General features: G+C 62.8%; 17 protein-coding genes. 9 read left to right on the top strand and 8 right to left on the bottom strand.

Features of this window, described 5'->3' with window-relative positions; translation table 11 throughout:
* The first annotated feature begins 327 nt into the window (after window positions 1–327).
* Window positions 328–1,824, top strand: a complete 1,497-nt coding sequence (gene yczR, locus QMK32_RS13000) for a MocR-like transcription factor YczR (protein ID WP_283475375.1) — start codon at window positions 328–330, stop codon at window positions 1,822–1,824.
* Window positions 1,825–1,830: 6 nt separating this feature from the next.
* Here yczR and QMK32_RS13005 read toward each other — a convergent pair whose 3' ends face one another.
* Entirely contained in the window at window positions 1,831–2,130 is a 300-nt protein-coding gene (locus QMK32_RS13005; RefSeq protein ID WP_269303289.1) for an MGMT family protein, read from the bottom strand.
* The gene (locus tag QMK32_RS13010) at window positions 2,131–2,907 is read right to left on the bottom strand and encodes an alpha/beta fold hydrolase (RefSeq protein ID WP_269303291.1); all 777 of its coding nucleotides are present in this window, start codon (window positions 2,905–2,907) and stop codon (window positions 2,131–2,133) included. It lies immediately after the preceding gene.
* A gap of 109 nt (window positions 2,908–3,016) precedes the next feature.
* Between QMK32_RS13010 and QMK32_RS13015 the strand changes: the two genes are divergently transcribed.
* Both QMK32_RS13015 and QMK32_RS13020 read left to right on the top strand, forming a co-directional pair.
* Window positions 3,017–6,376 (top strand): ATP-dependent helicase, encoded by a 3,360-nt coding sequence (locus QMK32_RS13015; RefSeq protein ID WP_283475376.1) that lies wholly within the window; start codon window positions 3,017–3,019, stop codon window positions 6,374–6,376.
* Window positions 6,373–9,777 carry an ATP-dependent helicase gene (locus QMK32_RS13020; RefSeq protein WP_283475377.1) on the top strand — a complete coding sequence of 1,135 codons (3,405 nt, stop codon included), beginning with the start codon at window positions 6,373–6,375 and terminating at the stop codon, window positions 9,775–9,777. Before QMK32_RS13015 ends, QMK32_RS13020 begins: the two co-directional genes overlap by 4 nt.
* A 14-nt stretch (window positions 9,778–9,791) precedes the next feature.
* Here the strand turns inward: QMK32_RS13020 and QMK32_RS13025 are convergent, their stop codons facing one another.
* Window positions 9,792–10,178, bottom strand: coding sequence for a DoxX family protein (locus tag QMK32_RS13025; protein ID WP_283475378.1), 387 nt, complete (start codon window positions 10,176–10,178; stop codon window positions 9,792–9,794).
* Window positions 10,179–10,288: 110 nt separating this feature from the next.
* Between QMK32_RS13025 and QMK32_RS13030 the strand changes: the two genes are divergently transcribed.
* Together QMK32_RS13030 and nudC are read left to right on the top strand one after the other, a co-directional pair.
* Complete coding sequence (locus QMK32_RS13030; RefSeq protein WP_269303299.1) at window positions 10,289–11,356, top strand: potassium channel family protein; 1,068 nt, start codon at window positions 10,289–10,291, stop codon at window positions 11,354–11,356.
* A gap of 95 nt (window positions 11,357–11,451) precedes the next feature.
* The gene (gene nudC / locus QMK32_RS13035) at window positions 11,452–12,354 is read left to right on the top strand and encodes an NAD(+) diphosphatase (RefSeq protein WP_283475379.1); all 903 of its coding nucleotides are present in this window, start codon (window positions 11,452–11,454) and stop codon (window positions 12,352–12,354) included.
* Window positions 12,355–12,373: 19 nt separating this feature from the next.
* Here the strand turns inward: nudC and QMK32_RS13040 are convergent, their stop codons facing one another.
* Window positions 12,374–12,631: a mycoredoxin gene (locus QMK32_RS13040; protein WP_283475380.1), complete on the bottom strand. Its 258-nt coding sequence runs from the start codon at window positions 12,629–12,631 to the stop codon at window positions 12,374–12,376.
* A gap of 102 nt (window positions 12,632–12,733) precedes the next feature.
* Between QMK32_RS13040 and QMK32_RS13045 the strand changes: the two genes are divergently transcribed.
* From QMK32_RS13045 to QMK32_RS13055, 3 genes are all read left to right on the top strand, one after another.
* Window positions 12,734–14,860 (top strand): ATP-dependent DNA helicase UvrD2, encoded by a 2,127-nt coding sequence (locus tag QMK32_RS13045; protein WP_283475831.1) that lies wholly within the window; start codon window positions 12,734–12,736, stop codon window positions 14,858–14,860.
* A 157-nt stretch (window positions 14,861–15,017) separates the two neighbouring features.
* On the top strand, window positions 15,018–15,269 hold the full coding sequence (locus QMK32_RS13050) for a hypothetical protein (RefSeq protein ID WP_283475381.1): 252 nt from the start codon (window positions 15,018–15,020) through the stop codon (window positions 15,267–15,269).
* Window positions 15,270–15,536: 267 nt separating this feature from the next.
* A complete protein-coding gene (locus QMK32_RS13055; protein ID WP_283475834.1) occupies window positions 15,537–15,815 on the top strand; it encodes a WhiB family transcriptional regulator in 279 nt (92 codons plus the stop codon).
* Window positions 15,816–15,852: 37 nt separating this feature from the next.
* Here QMK32_RS13055 and QMK32_RS13060 read toward each other — a convergent pair whose 3' ends face one another.
* The 3 genes from QMK32_RS13060 to QMK32_RS13070 form a co-directional block, all read right to left on the bottom strand.
* On the bottom strand, window positions 15,853–17,187 hold the full coding sequence (locus QMK32_RS13060; RefSeq protein ID WP_283475382.1) for an ABC1 kinase family protein: 1,335 nt from the start codon (window positions 17,185–17,187) through the stop codon (window positions 15,853–15,855).
* A gap of 65 nt (window positions 17,188–17,252) precedes the next feature.
* Entirely contained in the window at window positions 17,253–18,113 is an 861-nt protein-coding gene (locus QMK32_RS13065; protein WP_283475383.1) for a TOMM precursor leader peptide-binding protein, read from the bottom strand.
* Between the two features lie 161 nt (window positions 18,114–18,274).
* Window positions 18,275–19,636 (bottom strand): zinc-dependent metalloprotease, encoded by a 1,362-nt coding sequence (locus QMK32_RS13070; protein WP_283475384.1) that lies wholly within the window; start codon window positions 19,634–19,636, stop codon window positions 18,275–18,277.
* Between the two features lie 141 nt (window positions 19,637–19,777).
* Here QMK32_RS13070 and QMK32_RS13075 point away from each other — a divergent pair, with 141 nt between their 5' ends.
* Window positions 19,778–20,800, top strand: a complete 1,023-nt coding sequence (locus QMK32_RS13075; protein WP_283475385.1) for a YlbL family protein — start codon at window positions 19,778–19,780, stop codon at window positions 20,798–20,800.
* Between the two features lie 39 nt (window positions 20,801–20,839).
* On the opposite strand, the gene QMK32_RS13080 is transcribed toward QMK32_RS13075, so the two are convergent.
* The gene (locus tag QMK32_RS13080) at window positions 20,840–21,445 is read right to left on the bottom strand and encodes a PPA1309 family protein (RefSeq protein ID WP_283475835.1); all 606 of its coding nucleotides are present in this window, start codon (window positions 21,443–21,445) and stop codon (window positions 20,840–20,842) included.
* Between the last annotated feature and the right edge of the window lie 167 nt (window positions 21,446–21,612).

The following is a 21,612-nucleotide window of genomic DNA, read 5'->3' on the forward strand; positions in this document are numbered from 1 at the left end:
TACTCACCGGAATGGTGCCTCTCGAACTCGCTGGATTGTTACCTTCGCAAGTTCAATCTTCCCAGTTCAGGGCACCATTCCTCTGAACTGACACTCGGTCGAGCTCAATTCGCGTGAAAGCCCGAGGTTAGTGCGTGAGGTCGATTCGGGTAGACGATGACTACGGGGTGGGCCGTCGAGGCCGCACCGACCACCACTTCGCACAATGACGGGAAGCCAGGCCAACGAGGCAACAGGGAGCAACAGGAGCAGTCCTATTATCAACATGGCTCATTATTGGACTGTGATAGCCGAGATTTACTAGGGCCTGTGTGTGAAACTGGACTGATGTCATTCCGCGTCGGCTCGTCGGTTGATTCCACTGATTCCACTGATTCCACCGGTTCCCAGTCCGAGGTGGATGCGCGCACGCTTGCGGGGCTGATGGGGTCGGTCAAGATCGAAGGGTTGCCGCTCTACCGTTCGTTGGCGAATCAGTTGCGAGGAATCATTGCCGACGGCACCGTCCCGGCGGGCAAGAGGTTGCCGCCCGAGCGGGTGATGTCGGCCCAACTCGGCGTCAGCCGTGTGACGGTCACCTCTGCGTACCGGGAATTACGCGAGCAAGGTTGGGCGGCAGCGATACACGGGGCAGGCACCTTCGTCGCGGTCCCCAGCAACGAGAGTTCCTGGGTATCGATGATGGGCTCGGAGGGTTCGAGCGTTCTCGATTTCGTCAATGCGGCGCCGGAGGCCTCGCCGTTCCTTGCGGCTGCTCTTGTGGACGCGGTGTCGGCACTGGCGAAGACCATGTCAGGGCACGGCTACGCACCACCGGGCACCTCGGATCTACGCAGAGCCATCGCGGACAGATACTCCCATCGTGGTCTACCCACCACTCCGGACCAGGTGCTGGTAGTCTCGGGTGCGGGTGACGCAATGCATCTCGTGCTGGATACGTTCGTCAGACCCGGCAACCGCGTCTTGATAGAGCACCCGACATACCCGGGGGCACCGGAACTATTGGAGAGCTTCGGCGCCCTTCCTGTCCCGGTGGCGGTCGACGCGGGTAACCCCGACGCGTTGGTCGAGGACGTGGATCGTGCCGCGCGCCAGAACGCCCCGACGCTTGCCTACTTCATGCCGGACTTCTCGAACCCGTCGGGCAACCGGATGACAGCCGATGGCAGGCGCAGGCTGGCGGCGACGTTGGCTCGGCACGGCGTGTTGACCATCGTGGACGAAGTCGCCGCCGATCTGACACTGGATCATTCGGATCCCCTCGAGCCCTTCGGAGTTCCCGTTCCAGGTACGGCAACCATCTCGATAGGATCGTTGAGCAAGACGGTGTGGGGTGGGCTCCGGGTCGGGTGGGTGAGATCGGATCAGCAGCTGATCTCCCGTATGGCTCGGGTGTACAACCGTCGCCAATTGTCGGTCTCCATGGTCGAGCAAGCCGCCGCTGTCCGATTGTTCGCGATGTTCGACAATATTGTCGCCGAGCGCGTTGCAGGCTTACGTGAGCGCAGAGATCTGCTCGTCTCACGGGTGGTGGCCCAGTTGCCTGACTGGACATTTCGCGTTCCCGACGGGGGGTTGTCGCTGTGGTGCGGACTGCCGCAGGGGTTGTCCTCGCAGGATCTGGTTCGTCGTGCAGCCACCCGCGATCTGCTTCTCGTCTCGGGAACCAGATTTGGAACCGGCTATGCCTTCGACGATAAGCTGCGCATTCCCTTCACCCGATCCGCTTCGGAAATCGTTGCGGCGGTGGATGTACTGGCTAAAGTTGCAACCGGAGATCTCGGCCTGCGGGGCGATGCGCCCGCCGTCGAGCACATCGTCTGAAGTTGTTCACCCCAGATCGAAGCGGGCAGTTCGTAGATCGACACGGCCGTCGCGAATCTCGACGCCCTCACCCTGTAGCTCGGCGAGTTGCCGTGTCGCCAGATGCGCGGCCGGTCTTCCGTTGGCGGGCACGACCCGGTGCCAAGGTAGGTCGGCCGAATCGGTGCGCATGATCCACCCGACTGTTCGAGGACTCGACAATCCTGCGGCCGCTGCGATATCGCCGTAGGTGACAACCCTTCCCGGCGGAACCGAGGCAACGATCTCGCGTACCCGTTCGACGTGTTTCTCCGTGATCGCAGCCATCTACAGCAATTCGAGGACCAACTTGGCAACCTCTTTGGGTTTCGCCTGGGCAACCATGTGATTGCAATCCAACTGGACAAGAGTGAGATTCTCGCCCAATTGCGTGCGGAATGCGGCCTTCAGTTCCTTGCTGACGTACGGCGGCTGCACCCTCTTTGCCTGAACGACGACGGTCGGTGTACCCGTCGGCGGTACCAGCAGCGGCCTGGCCAGTTCACCCCAGGACGCGACTATTGCAGCGGTGGAAGTCCGCCACTTGACGCGGCCGTTGTCCATCGTCTCGAGGTGCTGTTCGACCTCGAGATCGAGTAGCGCCTGCGGTACGTCGGCCCAAGCACCGTTGATCTTCTCGGCCTTTGCTTCCGCGGCGTCCGTGTAGTCGGAATGCACCGCAGTCAGCTCGGCCACTTCGAGCAGGTCGACGGGGTCGAGTTCGATAGCCGGATCGAGCAGAACGAGCCCGCGGACGAGCTCGGGATGCTTCACCGCAAGGTGGACCGCCAACGCACACCCGTACGAATGGCCGACGACGAGAACAGGACCGTGGGCATGGTTGTCGAGAAGCGTCTTCAGCCCATCCACCTGCGCACCGATATCCCACGGCGGCGTCCAAGGCGAACGGCCGTGGCCGATCAGGTCCGGAGCGAGCACCCGGGCCTGCGGAAGATAATTGTCGGCAAGGTCACCCCAGCGAGCACCGTGGCCGGTCATCCCATGGATTGCGAGGATCTCGGGTCCGGTGTCCGGGCCGTACTGGTGAAAGTTCAATTCTGGCACTGCTGACACTATGCCGCATCGCGGCCGACCAACATCACGTGGACGAGAATTCGAGCATCGAACACGCGCGGGTGAGGGTCTGTCGGTGGCGCATGATCGAATCTTCTCCATGACTACGGCGAATCCGAGCGGAGTACCGGCCATCGGCGGCGGTACCACCACACTCGTTCGGGCGCCCAAGACGAAGTCCCCTCGCCGCATCTGGACTGGGCCCGCTGCCCGCCTTCTTTCCAGCGATGAGAATGCGGCTCGAGCCGCATCGAACGGATCGCCCGGATGGAACCCGTGGCAAGTACTCGGTGGCCCGGGTACGGGAAAGACCGCACTGGTCGCCGACTACGCAGTGTCGCGGATTGTGTGTGGCGACCCAGAATCGGTGCTGGTACTCACGCAATCGAAGCGCGCTGCCACGGCGGTCCGGGAGGAAATAACGGCTGGACTGTTCGCCGGGGAGCAGGCGCCACGTGCAACTCGCGAGCCACTGGTTCGGACCGTTCACTCGTATGCATTCGCCGTCCTCCGCCTGCAGGCAGCCATCTACGGCAATCCACCACCACGATTGCTCACCGGTGCCGAGCAAGACGCAGTGGTGCGAGAGATGCTGCGGGGAGACATCGAAGACGGGGCCGCCGATTGGCCCGAACGAGTGCGTCCTGCTCTCGGTATGTCGGGATTCGTCACCGCGGTTCGTGACTTGATGCTCCGCTCGGCCGAGCGTGGCCTCGGCCCGGAAGATCTCGTCAAGCTCGGACGTCGGCACACGCGTCCCGAGTGGGTCGCGGTCGGAAAGTTCGCGGCCAGGTACGAGCAGTCGATGTTGCTGCGTGGCGCTGTCGGAGTAGAAGCAGCGGGAGCGACGGCTCCTGGCCTCGATGCTGCCGAGCTCATCGGCAGCGCGCTCATGGCGTTCGCCACCGACCCCGAGTTGCTGGCGTCCGAGCGCGCTCGGATCAGACATCTAGTGGTGGACGATGCCCAACATCTCGACCCCCAGGCGGCGCAGCTGATTCGGCTCATCGGCATCAACACCGAGAGCACGGTAATAGCCGGAGATCCGGACCAGTCCGTGTTCACTTTCCGTGGTGCCGATCCTTCGTTCGTCGCCGATCTTGCAGAGCCTGGTTCGGAGCGGCGGATCGTCCTCGATCGAAACTTCCGCAGTAGCAGAGAGATTGCCGAGATCACCGGACCGATCGCGGGCAGGCTCTCCGGAACTGGAAGACACCGAGGTGCCGAAGCGGTGGGAGGGCCTAGATACGGTCCAACTCGCACCCTGGTGCAGACCCTGCCGTCAGTGGCAAAGGAAGCGGCCCTCATCGCCGACACGATGCGACGAGCACATCTCGACGACGGAATGCCCTGGTCGGACATGGCCGTCGTAGTGCGATCCGTGCCCAGGACGATCGCGCCCTTGCGACGGGCGTTGCAGTCCGCGGGTGTACCGATCGTCACGCCTGCCTCCGAGATTCCCGTGCATCGGCAACACGGGGCGGTCGGTCTACTGCTCGTGCTGCGGGCGATCGTCGATGAATCCTTCGACGGCGAAGACGCTTTGGCGTTGTTGTCCGGCCCGATCGGCGGTGCGGATCCGGTGAGCCTGCGCAGGTTGCGCCGCGGGATACGCCGTATCGAGCTCTCCTCGGGAGGCGAACGAGATTCTGCCGAACTGTTGCGCACCGTGATCGTCGGTACTGCGATCCCCACTGACTCCGAGGACCGCGATCCGTCAGCCGTCCCCAGTGCCCGCTTTGTCTCAGCGTTGTCCGATGTCGAATCCGCGCCGCTGCGCAAGGTACTCGGTGTCGTCCGTAAAGCGTCCGCTCGCCGAGGCCGTGGAGTCGAGGACGTGTTGTGGGCAGCGTGGCAGGCATCGGGCTTGGAGAGGCGCTGGGCTGCCAGCTCGACGCGGGGGGGATCCACTGGCGCGCAGGCCGATCGAGATCTCGACGCCGTCGTCGCGTTGTTCGAATCAGCCGCTTCGTATGTCGACCGGTTACCCCAGGCGGGACTAGCAGGTTTCGTCGACTACATCTCCGGACAACAGATTTCGACGTCCAACTCCATCCGTTCGTCCGTGCAACCCGACGCCGTCACGGTGCTGAGTGCGCACTCAGCAGCTGGTCGGGAATGGGAACTGGTCGCCGTCGCGGGCGTTCAGGAAGGCTTGTGGCCGGGGCTTCGCTCGCGGGGAAGTCTTCTGGGTACCGAGGCTCTGGTCGATCTCGCTGCCGGAATTGCCGATGCCGGCGAGCTCATCGATGACAAGCTGTCGAAGACTGCACCCCTGCTGGCAGCGGAACGCAAGCTTTTTTTCGTCGCCTGCTCGCGCGCGCGATCGGTGCTATTGGTGACCGCGGTGGATTCGAGTACTGGAGACACCGATCTGGTGAGGTCTCGATTCATCGACGAGCTACAGGGGAGGGGCGAGCCGGATCTCGATGCGTCCCAAGCCCCGCCGGCATACGTGTCCGGTCGCATCCTGGCACTGCCGATGCTCGTCGCAGAACTACGCAGTGCGGTATGTGATCCGATTGTCGCAGAAGATGATCCAGCCAAACACGACCGGGCCGCGCAGCAACTTGCTCGGCTAGTACAGGCAGGTGTGAAAGGAGCGGACCCGAAAGAGTGGTTCGGTATCGGTGGAGTCAGTACCGACTCTCCGCTGTGGGTCCTCGCGGACGGGCCGGTACCTCTCTCACCCTCCACCGTCGAGCAGCTCACCACGTGTCCTCTGCGTTGGATGCTCGATCGGCACGGCGGAAACGACGGCGCCAATACGCACGCCGTCACCGGCACCCTCGTGCATACCCTCGTGCAGGCCGTGGCAGGCAATATGCCACCCGAGCAGGTGCGGCGGGCACTCGAAACTGCGTGGGATGGTGTGGACCTGGGTTCGCAATGGTATTCGCGGCATGAGTTGGACAGAACCGGAGCCATGTTGAACACCTTCGAGACATGGCTTCGCGGTACTCGCGGCGAACTTACCGAAATAGGCGTCGAAGTCGAGGTCGACGGAATTCTGGAGTCACGGTCGGAAGGAGAACCGTCGGTAGCTCTTCGTGGACGGATCGACAGACTCGAGCGTGATGTCGACGGACGGCCCGTGATCATCGACGTCAAGACTGCCAGGACCGTGATGTCGAAGGAAGACGCCCGCAGACATAGTCAGCTGGCGACGTATCAGGTCGCCGCAGCGGCGGGTGCCATCGAAGGTGAGCCGGCGGGAGAACCAGGAGGAGCGCGTCTGGTGTTCGTGGCCAAATCCCACAACAAGGACGGGGCGACGCAGCGAATCCAGCAGGCGCCGACACCGGAGGTCCTCGAGCAGTGGCGTGATGCCGTGCACGAGGCCGCGTCCGCAACACAGGGGCCGACGTTCGTCGCCTTCGTCAACGACGGGTGTCGACACTGCCCCGTGAAATCGAGTTGCCCAGCGCACGAGACCGGCAGACAGGTGACCGACCGATGATGGCTCGTTCCAAGAATCGGGCTCCGATCGATGTCGGTTCAGCTCGAATCGATCCGATCGAACTGGCGAGCGCTCTCGGTCAGAAGCATCCACCGACCCCCGAACAAGCCGCTGTCATTGCATCTGCGTTCGGACCGACGCTCGTGGTCGCCGGAGCCGGCGCCGGTAAGACCGAAACGATGGCGGCCCGAGTGGTGTGGATGGTTGCCAACGGCTTCGTGGACCCGGACAGCGTTCTCGGGCTCACCTTCACCAGAAAGGCTGCGCAGCAACTGACGTCGAGGATCCGGGCTCGCTTGGCGCGTCTCGCGGGATCGGATGTCGTGCGGGCACTCGACCCCAGTCTGCAGCTGCGTGACCGCATCGTGAGCGGAGAACCAGAGGTCAGCACCTACCACTCGTACGCCGGACGATTGTTGACCGAGCACGGACTCCTGTTGCCGATCGAGCCTTCTGCCACGTTGCTCTCGGAAACCGAACTGTGGCAACTCGCCCACCGTGTCGTCAGCACCTGGGACGGAGACCTCGATACCGACCGCAACCCGACCTCGATCACCGAGACCGTGCTGGCGCTGTCGGGGCAACTCGCCGAGCATCTTGTCGATCCCGATGATCTGCGACAGGCACACACAGATCTGGACAAGCTCGTGCACACTCTCGCGCCAGGTGCTGGGCAGCGCGGCGGACCCACGAAAGAACTTCTCGACATTCTCGATGCGCAACATAAGCGAGTTGCGCTGTTGCCCCTCGTGAGCCGCCTCGCCGAGACACTTCGACGTGAGGGGGCACTCGACTTCGGGAGTCAGATGTCCATGGCTGCACGAGTCGCTGCCGAGCATCCTGAGGTAGGCCGTTCCGAGCGAGAACGATTCCGGCTGGTGCTGCTCGACGAATACCAAGACACCGGGCACGCTCAACGAGTGTTGCTGTCTTCACTGTTCGGAGGAGGTTCCGATTCCACCCTTGCCTTGACAGCAGTGGGAGATCCAATGCAGTCGATCTACGGTTGGCGTGGAGCTTCGGCGGCCAACCTTCCGCGCTTCGCGACGGATTTTCCGTTGGCGGGAGGTGCACCTGCCCCGCGGCTCGAGCTGTCGACCAGTTGGCGCAACCCACCGGAGGCACTCGAGCTGGCCAACCTCGTCACGGCGCCGCTCCGGCAAACAGGAGTCAGTGTGCCGACACTTCGCGCACGTCCAGGGGCCACCCCTGGTGATGTTCGATTGACGGTCACCGACACAGTGCTCAGTGAACGTGAGTGGGTGGGCGACCGGATAGCAGGGGAGTATCGGTCCGCAGCCGAGAACGGACGTACACCCCCCACCGCTGCAGTGCTGGTGCGGCGCAACGCAGACGCCGAACCGATTGCCGAGGTTCTGCGTGAACGAGGCCTTCCGGTAGAGGTCGTGGGGCTCGGCGGCCTGCTCCACATCCCCGAAGTCGCCGACGTGATCGCGATGCTCAGAGTAGTGGCCGATCCGTTGGCAGGTAGCGCAGCAATGCGGATTCTCACCGGGTCCCGCTGGCAAATCGGTGCCGCAGACCTTCGTGCGCTTTCTCGCCGGGCCAGAGAACTGGGCATAAGGTCCGGCTATGGAGCAGTGGGACGCGTCGAGGATGCCGCCGAACTGGACGCTGCGCTCGGGAGCTCGTTGCCCGGTGAGCACTCCGAAGATGCGGGTCTGGCGGACGCAATCGCCGATCCAGGCCCAGCAGAGCACTATTCGGAGGTGGGCCGACGCCGTATCACTGCACTCGCCGCAGAACTGCACACGTTGCGTGAGCGCATCGGTCAGCCTTTGACCGAGCTCGTCGCAGACATCGAACGGCTGATGGGAATCGGGACCGAGGCTCAGGCACGTACACCGTTCACAACTGGTGGAGACGTCGGCCGGGAACATCTCGACGAGTTCGCCGGTGTCGTTGCCGATTACGCAGACAACCCCAAGGCAACGATCACAGGGTTCCTTTCTTTCCTCGCGGCCGCGGAAACAGTCGAGAACGGTTTGGCCCCCGGCGAGGTCGAGGTGTCACCGCATCGTGTGCAGGTGCTCACGGTGCACTCGGCGAAGGGTCTTGAATGGGAAGTCGTTGCTGTCCCTCATGTCTCGAAGGGCGTGTTCCCGTCGTCGACTGCATCGTCGACCTGGCTCGGCGCAATGGCCGAGCTACCGCCTGCCCTCCGCGGAGACAGAGCGCTCGATGCGGAGGGTTCCGACGGTGTGCCCGTGTTGGATCTGAGTGAGCTGTACAGCAGAAAGGATCTCCAAGAAGCTGTCGGTCGGCACAAGGACGCGCTGGCCCGTCGCCGTCTCGCCGAGGATCGACGATTGTTCTACGTTGCGCTTACCCGAACGGAGCGTGCGCTGTTCGTTTCCGGCCACCAGTGGGACGAGAGCAGTTCCAAGCCTCGCGGTCCGTCCCCGTTCTTGGACGAGCTGAAGAAGCTCGTCGACGAGTCCGCCGCCACAGGATCCGAGCCGGTTGCGGTGATCGACGGATGGGCCCCAACACCGGAAAGCGGTACCGCCAATCCGCTGAGCGCAGAACCGTATTCAGCGATCTGGCCACGCGACCCACTCGGTGCGCGTCGGCCTGCCGTGGAGAACGGTGCGCGCTCGGTGATCGCGGCGCTCTCGGCACGTACGCCACCCCGGGAGGCGGACCTCGAGAGCGCCGCCGATCCTGAGAATTGGGCAGCCGATGTAAATGCACTTCTGGCTGAGCGTGAGGAACGCTCTCATCCGACGGTGACCGTTGCGTTGCCCGAGAATCTCTCGGTCAGCCAATTGGTCGACCTCGCCGCGGATCCCGATGCTTTGGCCGAACGGCTCCGGCGACCGCTACCGTTCCCACCGAACCCGCTCGCGCGGCGCGGGACAGCATTTCATGCGTGGATCGAACGGCGGTTCGGGGCAACGCGATTACTCGATCTGGACGAACTTCCCGGCTCTGCGGACAACGGCGCGGCGGCCGACATCGATCTGGAGACTCTGCAGCACGCGTTTCTCGAGTCCACTTGGGCGCTCCGAAGCCCGATCGAAGTCGAGGTTCCCTTCGAAACGTCGGTCGCGGGAACAGTGTTGCGCGGTCGGATCGACGCGGTGTTCGCTGATTCGGACGGAGGCTGGACTGTCATCGATTGGAAGACCGGTAAGGAACCGACAGCCACCGAGGAGAAGTCGGTGGTCATGCAGTTGGCGGCCTATCGAATCGCCTGGGCCGAATTGATGTCCGCCGCACGCCCCGAATCGGACCCTGTCCCGCTCGATAAGGTTCGGGCGGCATTCCACTACGTGCGCAGCGGCCGTACTGTCGCGCCGAGCGACCTGCCGGACGCGCGGGCGCTCGCCACGCTCATAGACGGAACCGCGCACGTGGATTTGGGCAGTGAGGCATAGGTTTCCGAGTCGACCTAGGATGCGTTACGGCGTGCCTCCAGTGCTTGGGTCACCAACGGTATTTGAAGTGGAAGCCGGGCTATCAGGGCAGCCTTGACGACGGGAGAAGTCTTCGAATTACGGACATACCGTCGTGCAAGGTCGATATTCGCGGGGAATACGGCTACGAACAGCGCGGCGGCCAGTGCACCCCCGAGGCGTCTGGTCCGTGGCACCGCAAGCGTCGCAGCGACGGCGAGTTCGGCTACGCCGGATACCTGGGTGTAGGTCCGTGCTTTGCCCGGCAATGCGGCAGGCACCTGAATGTCGAAGTACTGGGGTGTGGCGAAGTGGAGAACGCCCGCGCCGCCCAATATCACTGCTAGGCGGACTGCTGCAGCCTGGCTTTTGTGCTCGCTCATGGGTACACCGTGCCACATGGGTATCGGTGAAACTCTCGGCAGCGGTACTACGGAGCGCTCGAACAGGGTTACGCTGCCAGCCGTGGATGATATCGACATAGGTGGCCGACGTGGCAGGTAGGTTACGAGCGCGTTTGACCGCCGGGGACACGTTGACCGACAGACCCGACTTTGCACTCGTGGGTGTGCTCCGGGTGCCCGAGCTACAGAGCAGCCCGTGGCGGGCGATCTATCGACGTATTCTCGTCGCGCTCGGTGCGTTGCTCCTGGCTGCGTTGATCGTGTATTTCGATCGCGACGGATATCAAGACGCGCAGGGCGACGAACTTTCGTTCCTGGACTCTCTCTACTACGCAACCGTCTCGCTCTCCACGACCGGCTACGGCGATATCACCCCGATCACGCCTTCGGCTCGATTGGTGAACATTCTCGTCATCACCCCGCTCCGAATCTTCTTCCTCATCTTGTTGGTCGGCACGACGCTCGCAGTACTCACCGAGCGCTCTCGACAGGCATTCAAAATTCAGCGTTGGAGGCACAAAGTGCGCAATCACACCGTGGTCATCGGCTTCGGAACCAAGGGCCGCACGGCTGTGGACGCCATGCTGGGTGACGGTGTTCCTGCGTCGGAGATCGTGGTCGTCGATACCGATCCAGCTGTGCTGGAATCTGCGTCGAGCATGGGGCTGGTGACCGTGCACGGTTCGGCTACCAAGTCCGATGTTCTGCGGTTGACCGGTGCACAGCACGCAGCCGCGATCATCGTCGCCACCAACCGGGACGATACCGCGGTCCTGGTCACACTGACCGCGCGAGAGATCGCGCCCAAAGCGAAGATCGTCGCGGCGATCAGGGAAGCCGAGAACACCCACCTGCTGCGGCAATCCGGTGCAGACTCGGTGGTCGTATCCTCCGAGACTGCGGGCCGGCTGCTGGGAATCGCTACGACGACGCCGAACGTCGTGGAAATGATCGAGGATCTTCTGACTCCCGAGGCGGGCTTTGCCATCGCCGAACGCGAAGTCGAACGCGACGAGGTCGGGGGTTCTCCTCGCCACCTGACCGACATAGTTCTGGGGGTTGTCCGTAGCGGCAAGCTCTTCCGTGTCGGATCGCCCGAGGTCGATGCAGTCGAGGCGACCGACCGGCTACTCTACATTCGTCGTGTCGGAGACTGACGACGGGATGTCGAGGAGGCGAGCCTGCACTCGCCCGGCGTAGTCGCTCCGGTCCTACGGCAGGGTCCGACGCCCTCCACGATAGTGTCGTGGTTGTGCCACGATTCGAACTTGCTCAACCCCCGCTTCTGTCACGGTCGCCGCTCGATCGGGCGGAGGAGTCGAGAAAAGATACCGAAGCTCTACGGGCGGGCTGGCCGACGGCGAAAGTCGTTCAGATCGATCACCGAGGTCGGCTCCGAATCGACGCAGCAGGCCTTGTCTACACACCTGCCTCCGAGGTTGCGGCCGAGCCTGCGTTGGATGCGGTATTTCTCGGAGTTCGAGACGGCCAACATCTTTGGGCTCAGCGCGTAGGCGCTTTGAGCGGAGAGTTGGGGGATCTACGGGCAATTGGAGAACGTCTCGACGAGATCGAGTTGTCGATCCTCACCACGGCGCTCGCCATCCTCAATTGGCACGCCCGAGCCAGCTTCAGCGCCATCGACGGGGCGGCGACCACACCGTCGGCCGCAGGATGGTCGAGGACGAGCACGTCCGATGGCCACGAGGAGTTTCCTCGCACGGACCCCGCGGTCATCTGTCTGGTTCACGACGGCGCAGACCGGGTCCTCCTCGCTCGCGCACCGACATGGCCCGAGCGAAGGTTTTCCATTCTGGCGGGATTCGTCGAGGCGGGCGAGTCTCTGGAAACATGTGTCGTCCGCGAAATCGCCGAAGAAGTCGGCATCACCGTGTCCGATATCACCTACCTGGGAAGTCAGCCGTGGCCGTTTCCCCGGTCGGTGATGATCGGCTTCTCGGCAGTCGGCGACCCGGAAGTACCCCTGCAATTTCTGGACGGCGAAATTGTAGAGGCCCACTGGTTCGATCGCGAGGAAGTGCGAGCGGCTCTGAAATTGGGGGATTGGGCAGCAGAGTCCGATTCACGGTTGCTGCTCCCCGGATCGATCTCCATCGCACGCGGAATGCTCGAGGCCTGGGCCGCTGTCGATTAGCGGTCCCGGCCGGGAGGCCTTACATCGACAAAGCGCTCTTCACTGCCGCGAGTGAGGGATTGGTTGCAGTCGTGCCGTCGGCGAACAGGACGGTGGGGACGATGTGGTTGCCTCCGTTGACACTGCCCACGAACTCGGCCGACGTCGGATCCTGCTCGATGTCTATCTCCTTGTACTCGATACCGGCTTCGTCCAGTTGAGTCTTGAGCCTGCGGCAGTAGCCACACCACGTCGTGGAGTAGACGGTGAGTGGGGCCTGATTTTCGGAAGTAGTCACGAGGAGATTCAACACTGTCCGGTGTGCGATTGTTCCATGGCAGTAGGCGGGTAGCCGGCATCCGGAACCGCGCTCCATGTACCGTCGGTGCCTCCTGACATGATGGTCGGCATGCCAGTGGACTCGATGATCGCCGGGTTGGATCCCGAACAGTCTGCTGCCGTGTCGGCGCCACGTGGCCCCGTGTGTGTTCTGGCGGGTGCAGGAACAGGTAAGACTCGGACCATAACCAGGCGGATTGCGCACCTGGTCTCTGCCGGGCACGTCTCGGCGGGCCAGGTGCTTGCGGTGACCTTCACCGCACGCGCGGCAGGCGAGATGCGTGGCCGACTCCGCGAGTTGGGGGTCGGTGGCGAAGGTCCACCGGTGCAAGCGCGGACCTTTCACGCTGCCGCGCTCAGACAGCTCAAATACTTCTGGCCGCAAGTTGTCGGTGATACCGGTTGGCAACTGCTCGATCGTAAGTTCGCACTCGTGAGCCAGTCCGCCCATCGTGCGGGTGTATCGACGTCCACCGATTCGATCAGGGACCTGGCGGGTGAAATCGAGTGGGCCAAAGGTTCGCTCGTTGCACCCGAGGACTATCCCGCGGTAGCGGCACGTCTGCATCGAGAAGTTCCCATGGATGCGTCGAAGGTCGCCTCGGTCTACGCCGGCTACGAGGACCTCAAGACTCACGGCGGCGACGGCATGTTGCTCGATTTCGACGATCTGCTGTTGCACACCGCGGCTGCTCTCGAGGAGCACTCCGCGGTCGCCGACGAATTTCGCGAGAGATACCGGTGCTTCGTGGTGGACGAGTATCAGGACGTGACGCCGCTTCAGCAGCGAGTTCTCGACGCTTGGCTCGGAGAACGTGACGATCTCACCGTCGTCGGAGATGCAAATCAGACTATCTATTCCTTCACCGGTGCAACCCCGCGCTACCTCCTCGACTTCTCCCGACGTTTTCCCGACGCCACAGTCGTCCGACTCGAGCGCGACTACCGGTCGACACCCGAGGTCGTGTCGTTGGCCAACCGAGTCATCGGCGCAGCGAGAGGCCGCATCGCCGGCACTCGGTTGCAGTTGATCGGGCAGCGCCCGTCAGGGCCGGAACCAGAGTTCTTCGAATACGACGACGAGCCGGCCGAGGCCGATGGAGTCGCCCGCGCTGTGAAGAGATTGATTTCTTCGGGCGTGGCACCTTCGGAGATCGCGGTGTTATATCGGATCAACGCTCAATCGGAGGTTCACGAACAGGCGTTGACGGAAATGAAGATCCCGTACCAGGTTCGAGGCGGCGAAGGATTTTTCAACAGACCTGAAGTTCGCCAGGGTATTTCCGCTTTGCGGACAGCATCGGGTCGAGACGATCTGCCGATGGAGTCCAAGTCTGGTAAGGGTGTGCCCTCACTCGTGCGCGCTGTTCTCGCCCCGCTCGGTCTGACCACAACGGAACCAGCAGGTGCTCAGGCGCGTGAGAAATGGGCTTCGCTCGGCGGTCTGGTTCAGGTGACCGAGGAATTGCTGGCGCAGGATCCCGAGTTGGACCTCGATCGTCTCTTGGGTGAACTTGCAGCGCGTGCCGAGGCGCGGCATCCACCGGTTGTACAGGGCGTCACCCTTGCCTCCCTGCACGCAGCGAAGGGGCTCGAGTGGGACGCAGTGTTCCTCGTCGGACTTGCGGACGGAACGCTTCCCATCTCGCACGCGCTGGGCAATGATCCGAGTTCGAACAACGATGCTGCCATCGAAGAGGAGCGGCGACTCCTCTACGTCGGTGTCACGCGCGCGAGGGAGCATCTTCACTTGTCGTGGGCGTTGGCCCGCAACGAGGGCGGACGGAAGTCGCGTCGTCGATCTCGCTTTCTCAACGGGTTGATTCCGGAGGACTCACCCGCGTCTCGGATTGCAGTACCCGCTACCAAGAAATCCGGCCCCAAGTGTCGTCTATGTGGAAAACCGTTGATCGGTTCCGCCGCAACGATGTTGGGTAGATGTGAAAGCCATCCGTCGGATGTCGATGTCGAACTTCTCGACGCGTTGAAGTCGTGGCGACTGGACAAGTCCCGCGAGTTGAAGGTGCCCGCATACGTTGTGTTCAGTGACACGACTTTGACGGCGATCGCAGAACAGCTTCCACAGGACGATCGCGGTCTCGTCGCTATCCCCGGCATCGGCGCCAAGAAGCTCGAGCGGTTCGGTGAGGATGTGCTGACGGTGGTTCGTGATTCCTCGGCCAAGTAGGTCGGGTCGCGACCGCAGAACTGCAGGTAGAAAATAGCTTGTGCCATTCGAAGCGTGGGGTTTAGTCTGTTTCCACCGCCCGTGGTAGGCCGCGAGCGGGAAGAATATTGACTTGGTGAATGAATTATCCATTGGTCGAAGAGGAGGTGGGAGAACGATGACGAATCACATTGTCGTTGCTGATGACACGCACGCTGTTCAGTCCGTGCCTATGGCTTGTGTTTCTGCCTACCTCGCTGCTGCCGATGCAACCGCCGGTGCCACCCCGGCGGGAATCGACACGATTGCCGCGAACTGGCCAGTCCAGGCCTGGGGCGCAGCAGTACGCCCCGCAGGCGCGGCAGCATTTCATCGCCGAGCACAGAGTGTGTCCGTGAGCGAAGGTCGATATCGAGGAAAGCCTCGATAGGAACGCTTCGAGAATCGCCTTCCAAAGGCCACGGACCCGCTCATGCGGACCGTGGCCATTTTTGTTCGAGAAGACCCCCTCCTGACTCGAACGTTCGGCCCAGGGTTCGCACATAAGTCGCAGAACCGCACATACGCCGTACGAAAAGTAGAGGAGAATGACGTGTCTACCGTCATAACCCGGACGACATGCCGATACGAGGTCGAGAGTTCGACCGATTCACATCCGAGCGCAGCACGTATCGCTCCGTCACCGCAGCAACCAGCGATATCGACCAATAACGGCACTGTCTTCGGAGTCGAAGTACCCTGCCGGGCAGACGATCCCGACTTGTGGTTCGCGGAAAGTCCGCATGAACTGGAGCGAGCCAAAGAGCTGTGCGTCGAGTGCCCCATCCGCCGCATGTGTTTGAGTGCAGCACTCGATCGCGCCGAGCCGTGGGGCGTGTGGGGCGGCGAAATACTTGATCAGGGTGTCGTCATTGCCCGCAAACGTCCGCGTGGCCGGCCGCGGAAAGACAGGAGCAATCAGCTGGAGGTTGCGTGAGATCGGTATGTGATGCCCGGCTTTTGCGTCGGTCCGATCAGCCTTCGCTCGACCGAGCGTCGTCGTCGGTGAAGCCGGGCATCCATTCGGTCAAGATCGACATGTAGGGCGCGTATGCGTCCAATTGTGCACAGATACCCACCAGGCCACCGAGAACACGGAAGATCATGATGTATTCGGCAGGCATATTCAGTGCGCGAACAGTTTTGAGCTGGGCACTGTCGAATTCAGCTGCAGAACCTGCTGCCTTCTGAAGCCAAGCGCGCGTGAAGTGGAATGTATCGGTGCGAATCGGATCCGTGAACGGCCGTAGATAGTCCGATATTTCCGTCGCGGTCACAGTGCGCCCGGGAATGACGAATCCATTGTCGGTACACAGTTCGACCAACTCGTCGAATCGTTCTTCGCGCGCCAACCGAACCATCCTGCCCAGCACCGGCGGCAACCCGTTGGGCATCGGGGCGGTCGCACCGAAGTCGATGACGCCGAGTCGACCGTCGGGCAGCAGCATGAAGTTTCCGGGATGTGGATCGGCGTGCAGCAGACCTGCCCTTGCCGGAGCCGCAAAAGCGAACAATGCCAGCAGTGCTCCTGCGTCGTTCCGCTGTTCCGCTGTTCCGCTTGCGATGATGGTGGCCAGTGGTGTGCCGCTCATCCACTCGCTGACCAGGACTTTCGGTGCGCTGGCGACGACGCGGGGTACCGCGAATTGTGGGTCGCCGTCGAACTCTTGCGCGAAAGCCCGCTGGTTCGATGCCTCGATACGGTAGTCGAGTTCGTCCTCGGTCCGAGCTATCAATTCTTCGAGCACAGGTTTGACGTCCGCACCGGTGAAGATGGCGCTGAATGTGTTGGCAAAACGCGACAATGTTTTCAGGTCGGCACGCAGAGCGTCGTCTGCGCCTGGGTACTGAACCTTGACCGCGACGTCTCGTCCGTCGGACCAGACCGCCCGGTGAACCTGTCCGATGCTCGCCGAGGCCACCGGAGTGTCGTCGAAAGAAACGAAACGGGATCGCCACGTGGTTCCGAGCTGCCGGTCGAGCATCCGATGAACTTTGTCTGCGGGTAGGGGCGGTGCATCCGCCTGGAGCTTGGTGAGCGCCTCCCGATACGGCTCAGCGAACTCTTCCGGGACGGCGGCCTCCATCACGCTGAGCGCCTGCCCGAACTTCATTGCGCCACCTTTGAGTTCACCGAGCACCGCGAAGAGTTGCTCGGCTGCTTTGGCAGCAAGCGCGCTGTCGATCTCTTGGCGATTGCCGCCGGCAAGCTTCTTCCCGAAGCCCACCGCCGCCCGCCCGGCGATACCGATCGGAATTCGTGCGAGCTTGGCAGTTCGGGCTGAGCCGCGGCGAGGAATGTCTGACACATGCCCATCATGGCTGAACGAAGAACTTCTTGCCCACCTAGCAGGTGAGAGCACACATGTGACTGCTATACGAGGGCGCAGTCGCATCCTGGATGCCGAACCCAGTGGCGGGAGTCCATGGTGTGCGCCACGAGATCGAGCTCCAACGACCTGTCCCGCAACGCCGCCTCATGCCCGGCGACGAAAGCTTCGATCTGGGCGAGCGCAACGGCAGCCGTTGCCAGGACGGTGGGCTTGGTGGCTTCACCGACACGACCGAGCAGTTGTGCCGAGACGTGCGGCCACTGTGGATCCAAGCTGCAGCGAATCAACTCCGCGCACCGAAGGCAACTGGTGTTGCCGGGGTCGACGAACGGACCGACGATCCCCTTGCCGTCGCGGATTCGGACCTGAAGGTGTGGAGTGCGTGAACGCACGAGCGAAGTGATCACGCGTGGATCGGGTGCCATATCGTCGGCGAGCACGGCGATGTCGCAGGGCCATCCGGCGTCGTCCACTGTCAGCAACTGTGCAGGCGCGAGACTCGAACGCACGACGACGAGGGCGGACGAAGGGGTCAGACCCGAGGCCAAGGCGTCCGACAGCGGTCCTCGTCCGAGTATGTGGACGGTGACCACACCGGTTGGAGCTCCGTCGGTCGATGGACGGACTCCCTCGCTCAGTAGCCCGGCCTCGTCGAGTTCGGCGAGGAGAGTGGACATCGAATTGCCAGTCAATCCCACTGTGCACCCGAACCACACCACGTGTGCACGGGAATGGGCGCCGTCGAGCTGGCCGAGGATATCGAGCAGGACCTTCGGTTCGACCCCGGGTGGGGGAGTGAGGATGTACGACCGGTCGGGATCCCAACCGACACGAACGGTCCCGTTCCGTTGTACGAACGCCGATACACGAAGCTTCGGTCGACGGATCGCTGATCTGCTCATGAATCGAAACGATGACAGGCCTGCACGGTCCCGCTACGTCGCGAACCGTCGGTTATCCACAGGCTACAAACGTGCTGAACAGCGGATAGAGCGAAAAACTGGGTGGATCGAAGATTTTCGATCCACCCAGTTCCCGGTTGCGTTTCTCCCGGCGTGTACTTCTAGGAGGACTTGTCGCCGTCCCTCTTTTCACGTTCGGATCGTTCCTGCGCCTCGGTAGCTTCGAGTTGTGCGATCGGGTCGTCGAAACTGCTCGATCCGCCGCCCACGACACCGTCGATGAATCCGGCGGGATCGTCGAGATCCGCCGATACGGGCAGCAGATCGGGGTGAGACCACACACCGTCGCGTCCATCGATGCCGGCCGCGGCGGTGAGTCGACGCCACAGCTCGCTCGCCTCGCGAACCTTGCGGCGGCGCAACTCGAGACCGACCAATGTTGCGAAGGTCTGTTCAGCCGGTCCACCCGATGCACGACGCCGTCGAATGGTCTCGCCGAGCGCACCCGCGCCCGGAAGCCTCTCGCCGAGTGCTTCACCTACGACGGTCTCGACCCAGCCCTCGACCAGCGCCAGCATGGTCTCGAGGCGTTCGAGCGCGTGCTTCTGCTCAGGCGTCGTCTGTGGCTCGAACGCGCCTTGCTGCAGAATCTCTTCGATCTTCGACGGATCGGTGAGGGATGCGGGGTCGAGGCCTGCCGCTGCCTCCTCGATTGCCGAGAAGTCCATCCGAATACCCCGGGCATACTCTTCCACCGTGGCGAGCACGCGCTGCCGCAACCACGGAATATGGCTGTACAACCGGTGATGGGCAGCTTCGCGGGCAGCCAGGAACACGAGAACTTCGCGTTCGGGTTGTTCCAGACCTTCGGAGAACGCCGCGATGGCCTCCGGCAGTAACGCTCCGACTCCGCTCGGTCCGAGCGGAAGGCCGATATCGGTAGAGGTCAGCACTTCTTTGGAGAGCTGGCCGAGAGCCTGACCCAGTTGAGACCCGAACGCCATCCCACCCATTTGGGTCAGCATGCCCATCATCGGCCCGGCCGCCTGCTGAGCCTCACTTGGAAGACCGGAAGTCCACATTCCGGAGATCTGCTCTGCGACTGGATCGCACAACCGCTTCCAGGTTTCGATGGTGTTGTCGAGCCAGTCGCCGGGAGTCCACGCAAGTGTCTTGCTCGCCCCGGCAGGAAGCGTCGTAGCGCCGTCGAGCCAGAGTTCGGCGAGGTGCGCGGCGTCCGCGACTGCCTCGGACTTACCCGCAGCCACCGGCGTGATCGTGCCGATCTGCTGACGAGCGAGCTGCAAAGCCAGGTCGTAGTTCACCGGCCCCGCATTCGCGCCTCCCTGTCCTTGGGCGCCCATTCCACTCAGCATCTGCCCGAACTGGGTAAGCATCTGGCCCAGGGCCGCGGGGTCGAAACCCTCACTGCCGAATCCGAAGCCGCCGGGCGTACTGTTTCCGCCCTGATCCTTCTTCTTGTCCGGATCCTCGTCGGAGCTTTCGAAACCAAAATTGCTCATGGGTCAACGGTACAAGGCTGCAGCGCTCGAGGGTATCAACGGTGATCACGCTGTCGGCGAACACGCGCCCTTGGTCGCCGAGAATGCGGAAAGGAGGGGTCTCGCACCGGCCGTCGTTCGATCGGTTCTACTGTTTGTCGGGTGAATCGTAGGATCGCTACTCTGGTCGCCGCACTCGTGCCCGTTGTCGTACTCGGCGTCGCGGGGACGGTCGTCACCGTTCCGTTCGCCGCGCTCGGTCCGGGGCCCACTTACAACACCCTCGGTGATGCAGACGGGGTGCCTGTAGTCGAGATCGACGGCGTGGGAGTAGACCCCACCACCGGGCATCTGAACATGACCACCGTCGCGGTGCGCGATCAATTGAACATCTTCGAGGCGTTAGGTTACTGGGTGAGTGGACGGCAGGGACTTGTGCCGCGCGAAGAGGTGTATCCACCGGACAAAACGAAGGAAGAAGTTCAGCAGAGTAACGAGGCGGATTTCGAGCAGTCGGAGGCCAGCGCAGAACTCGCTGCGCTGCACCACCTGGGGTTGCCTGTGGTGCTGACGGTCGGATCGGTCGCCGCCGACGGGCCGGCGGCCGGGAAGCTGACCGAAGGTGAAGGCCTGGTCTCGATCGACGGTGTGCCCGCCGACACCGTTGCGGGGGTTCGTGACGCCGTCAGTGCTCGAGCACCCGGTGCCGTCATCGAGATCGTCGTGTCGAACGAGGACGGCGAACGAACCGAATCCGTGATGTTGGGGGCTCGACCGGACGACCCGGAAAAGGGGTATCTCGGTGTCACACCGGCCGAGAAACCCGATGTCCCGTTCACCGTGAAGTTCAACCTTGCGGACGTCGGCGGACCCTCTGCCGGACTGATGTTCAGTCTCGCGGTGGTCGACAAGCTCAGCCCCGGCGAACTGAGCAACGGTGACTTCGTGGCAGGCACCGGCACCATCGATGCCGCCGGGACGGTCGGACCGATCGGCGGCATCCCGTACAAGCTGATCGCCGCAAGGGAAGCTGGTGCGACGACATTTCTGGTTCCGTCGAGCAACTGCGACGAGGCCGAACAGAACGTCCCCGACGGCCTCCGGCTGGTCAGGGTCGACTCGCTCGACGGCGCTATCGAGTCACTGCAGGCGATCGGCGACGGGGGAGACGCACCTGCCTGCTGAACGAGGCCGACTGGTCCAGTTCAGTTTTCGTCGACCGGTTCAGTCCTCTTCCACATTGTCGAATGTCGTGTACAACGCGTGCACGACATTGGGCGCGAGGTTGTCGTAGAGGAGCAGTTCGATCGGGGCGAAGGGGTCGGCGTCGTCGTCAGGCTGCAGCTGTAGCAGCGTCAACGTGGGGCCGTCCTTGATCACTGCGGCGATGAGCCGGCCGTCCTTGCGATCGGGGTGGGTCCGAGCGGCGAGCCGCGCTGCCTCGTCTGCTGCGTCACTGTTCGCGAGCAACGGCACGAGTGCTTCGTCGAGCGCTGATTCAGCCGCGGGTGGTAGCACGACGATTTCTTGGACGAGTGCGCATCCGACGACGCCCTCCGGCCAGCTGGTCGTGGCGAGAAACTCGTCCAGTGCCGGCGAACCGCCCTTGATGTCATCGGGAAGCGAATGCTGCTGAATGGGAGTGAGCGCCGAACCATCGGCCAGTTCTTCCAGTAGTCCAGGCTCTGCGGCCGCCAATACCGAGGTCGGGACCAGCGCGAACAGTTGCGGTGGCTGTCCCCACCCTTCGGCATCGACGAAATCTGCCACTTCGTGCGCGCATCGCGCCAGTGCGGCACCCAGCTCTTCGGGGTCGTTTTCGTGGTCTATGCCGTCGCCGTACAGGTCGTCGCTGAAATCGCTCACGTGTTCATCCTCCCACCGAACAGAAAATGCACCTCGCAGGGCTACGAAAGAGTCGACGGGTGTGAGCGAGTCGATGGGGTCTTCCGTACAGTGGTTCTCAAATCGGACATGGCGGCGCACAATGTGTGCCG

Origin of the sequence: Rhodococcus sp. H29-C3, from assembly GCF_030063405.1 — a bacterium.
Taxonomy (GTDB): Bacteria; Actinomycetota; Actinomycetes; order Mycobacteriales; family Mycobacteriaceae; genus Rhodococcoides.

Bases quoted from the DNA above. Each gene is read 5' to 3' on its own strand.
- yczR (WP_283475375.1), top strand. From the start codon at position 328: ATGTCATTCCGCGTCGGCTCGTCGGTTGATTCCACTGATTCCACTGAT.
- QMK32_RS13005 (WP_269303289.1), bottom strand. From the start codon at position 2,130: ATGGCTGCGATCACGGAGAAACACGTCGAACGGGTACGCGAGATCGTT.
- QMK32_RS13015 (WP_283475376.1), top strand. From the start codon at position 3,017: ATGACTACGGCGAATCCGAGCGGAGTACCGGCCATCGGCGGCGGTACC.
- QMK32_RS13020 (WP_283475377.1), top strand. From the start codon at position 6,373: ATGATGGCTCGTTCCAAGAATCGGGCTCCGATCGATGTCGGTTCAGCT.
- QMK32_RS13025 (WP_283475378.1), bottom strand. From the start codon at position 10,178: ATGAGCGAGCACAAAAGCCAGGCTGCAGCAGTCCGCCTAGCAGTGATA.
- QMK32_RS13045 (WP_283475831.1), top strand. From the start codon at position 12,734: ATGGTCGGCATGCCAGTGGACTCGATGATCGCCGGGTTGGATCCCGAA.
- QMK32_RS13050 (WP_283475381.1), top strand. From the start codon at position 15,018: ATGACGAATCACATTGTCGTTGCTGATGACACGCACGCTGTTCAGTCC.
- QMK32_RS13065 (WP_283475383.1), bottom strand. From the start codon at position 18,113: ATGAGCAGATCAGCGATCCGTCGACCGAAGCTTCGTGTATCGGCGTTC.
- QMK32_RS13070 (WP_283475384.1), bottom strand. From the start codon at position 19,636: ATGAGCAATTTTGGTTTCGAAAGCTCCGACGAGGATCCGGACAAGAAG.